The sequence below is a fragment of the Paenibacillus soyae genome (genome assembly GCF_024623455.1).
Lineage (GTDB): Bacteria > Bacillota > Bacilli > Paenibacillales > Paenibacillaceae > Pristimantibacillus > Pristimantibacillus soyae.
On sequence record NZ_JANIPJ010000074.1, the window covers coordinates 1 to 334 of the forward strand.

The following is a 334-nucleotide window of genomic DNA, read 5'->3' on the forward strand; positions in this document are numbered from 1 at the left end:
CGCTTGAGATGTCATTACCTAAGCGGCCTATGAACGGAGAAGAGCTCCTAACCTATTGGAATCGATTCCAGAATCGGTACAAATATCGAGATCAAGGTGTGGACGACCATTTGATGAGGACAATGAAGGCAGCGTATTATTGCACAATATCCTTCATTGATTACCAAATCGGACGCTTGCTCGCTTACATGGAAGAACAAGATCTGCTGAAGAACACCATGATTGTATTCTCTTCTGACCACGCTGAGCTGCTTGGCGATTACAATAGTGTAGGCAAGCGCAGCTTCCTGGATTCCGCAGCGCGCATACCGCTGATCGTAGTGGATCCAGATCG

1 protein-coding gene is annotated in these 334 nt (G+C 47.3%); it reads left to right on the plus strand.

Features of this window, described 5'->3' with window-relative positions:
- Window positions 1-113: 113 nt before the first annotated feature.
- Window positions 114-334, plus strand: a 221-nt coding sequence (locus NQZ67_RS30035) for a sulfatase-like hydrolase/transferase (protein WP_257453175.1), incomplete at its 3' end; no start/stop codon positions are given.